The organism is Rhodopirellula maiorica SM1, from assembly GCF_000346295.1.
Lineage (GTDB): Bacteria > Planctomycetota > Planctomycetia > Pirellulales > Pirellulaceae > Novipirellula > Novipirellula maiorica.
The window spans coordinates 1-1,831 of sequence record NZ_ANOG01000148.1; the positions used below are offsets into that span (position 1 = coordinate 1).

Sequence of the window (1,831 nt, forward strand, 5' to 3'; positions counted from 1 at the left end):
TCAACGACGTTCCAGCACTTGCCGAATCCAACGTCGGAATCGCGATCGGGACGGGAACAGGTGTTGCCATCGAGTCAGCAGGTGTGACATTGGTTGGCGGCGATTTGCGAGGCGTGGCGGCGGCAAACAATCTCAGCCGCAAGACGATGAGCAACATCCGACAGAATCTGTTTTTCGCCTTCATCTACAATGCACTCGGCGTTCCGGTGGCTGCCGGGTTGCTGTATCCCATCTTCGGTGTGTTGCTAAGTCCGATGCTTGCCGTCGCCGCGATGAGTTTCAGTAGCGTTTCGGTAATCACCAACTCACTTCGGCTGAGAAATACGTCGCTTGTTCAGAAATAGGGTGATCCGTTGATGAAACCGGCCACTACTACTCGCAATCAATACAACTTGCATGTCCTGTTGCTACATGATTTTCTCGTTGTCTCTTGCTTATTCAGTTCGTCACACTCCCACACATCGGGCAGTGGCCCATGACCAACATCATGACGCCGAACACCACTGCCAGAATCAACAAAGTTCCAATGATTCCGGCGATCATCCCCATGGCGGTACCGCCGAGCCTTCGCTTGTTTGAATTCATTGGTCTACTTTCCACTGGTAGCTAACTGCGTCGCCTGTTTTTTATAAGTTTTCAAACCGCACCGACCGTCATCTGCATCGTGACGGTCGGTGCGCAAATTTCGTGTCGGTGCATTCAACGCCTAGTTGGACGTCGTTTCCTGCTGCCCGCCGCTCTCCTTACCCATCATCATCTTCTTCATTCCCTCCATTTTCTTCATGCACATGGGACACATGTCGCCGGACTTGTCGCCCTTCATGCCCTTAGACCGCATCATCGCGATTTCCATCATCGACATCGCTTTGTCAGGCGATTTACCGATCATCGATTTCTGATCCGCTGTCAGAAGTTTCGTCGCCTTTCGTTGTGCTTCCTCGGCAATCGACTTCAGTTCCTGCTTCTGCTCCTCCGTCAATTCCAGTTCGTCCGCTCGCGCCATCAACAAAGGCGGGCTGTCCGCGGTCAGCTTGATCCCTTGTAGACCAACCATCATCGGACACATTGGCTTGGACTCCGACTTGTTGTCGCGGTCATTCGTTGCCTGTGTCGATTCTTGAGCAAACGTCATGGACTGAAGTGAAATCACGAGCAGTACGGCGAAAACGACTCCTGCACCGGCGATTGCCCCAATCTGTCGTTTACTGTTTTGGGATTTCTTCATCCTGTTGTTCTCCTATGCGTTACGGTCAAAACGCTGCTGCCGGAAGGCAACAGCTCGATGCTCAAAACCCTGCAAACGGTATACCGCACAGGGGTATTGGATGCATTGAGTGTGACGCCGTATCCACAAGGCAACCAAAAGGACGGCGATGGCGTGGGACCGCGTCCCAACCGAAGCTGCGAATTGAACCCGACGCCACCCCTCATCCTTGGTCAATTCCGCAATAGTCGTGCGAACCAACGGGACCTCAGACGGTGCGATTTCTTGTTGCCACTGCTTTCGCAGCGTTTCGACGGTAGCAGGCAACGTGAGCCGAAAAACGATGAGCAATATTCGTCAAATCTTGTGCTTCGCTTTCAGTTACGACGCACTGAGAATCCCGCAGCTGGGTTGCTGTATCCGGTCTTCGGCGTGTTGTTCAGCCCCGTGTTTGCAGCGGCAGCGATGAGTCTTAGCAGCGTTTTGGTGGTCTTCAATGCAGTGCGGCTGAGGGTGGCGAAGCTGACCTGATGGAGTTGGGGAGTAAATTGGGGGTGTTTGAACAACGCCTGCAATCGAATTATGATCTCGTATACCCTCATAAGGTATGCGACTCCAAACTCCAAA

General features: G+C 52.8%; 2 protein-coding genes and 2 pseudogenes. 2 read left to right on the forward strand and 2 right to left on the reverse strand.

Going from position 1 to position 1,831, the window contains the following annotated elements; all coding sequences use genetic code 11:
- Nucleotides 1–344: pseudogene (locus RMSM_RS04415) on the forward strand (copper-transporting ATPase); the annotation flags it as partial.
- A gap of 94 nt (nucleotides 345–438) precedes the next feature.
- Here the strand turns inward: RMSM_RS04415 and RMSM_RS40650 are convergent.
- Nucleotides 439–585, reverse strand: coding sequence for a hypothetical protein (locus RMSM_RS40650; RefSeq protein ID WP_008692164.1), 147 nt, complete (start codon nucleotides 583–585; stop codon nucleotides 439–441).
- A 121-nt stretch (nucleotides 586–706) separates the two neighbouring features.
- On the reverse strand, nucleotides 707–1,225 hold the full coding sequence (locus RMSM_RS04420) for a hypothetical protein (protein ID WP_008692166.1): 519 nt from the start codon (nucleotides 1,223–1,225) through the stop codon (nucleotides 707–709).
- A 298-nt stretch (nucleotides 1,226–1,523) separates the two neighbouring features.
- Here RMSM_RS04420 and RMSM_RS43960 point away from each other — a divergent pair.
- Nucleotides 1,524–1,735, forward strand: a pseudogene (locus tag RMSM_RS43960) (copper-transporting ATPase); the annotation flags it as partial.
- Between the last annotated feature and the right edge of the window lie 96 nt (nucleotides 1,736–1,831).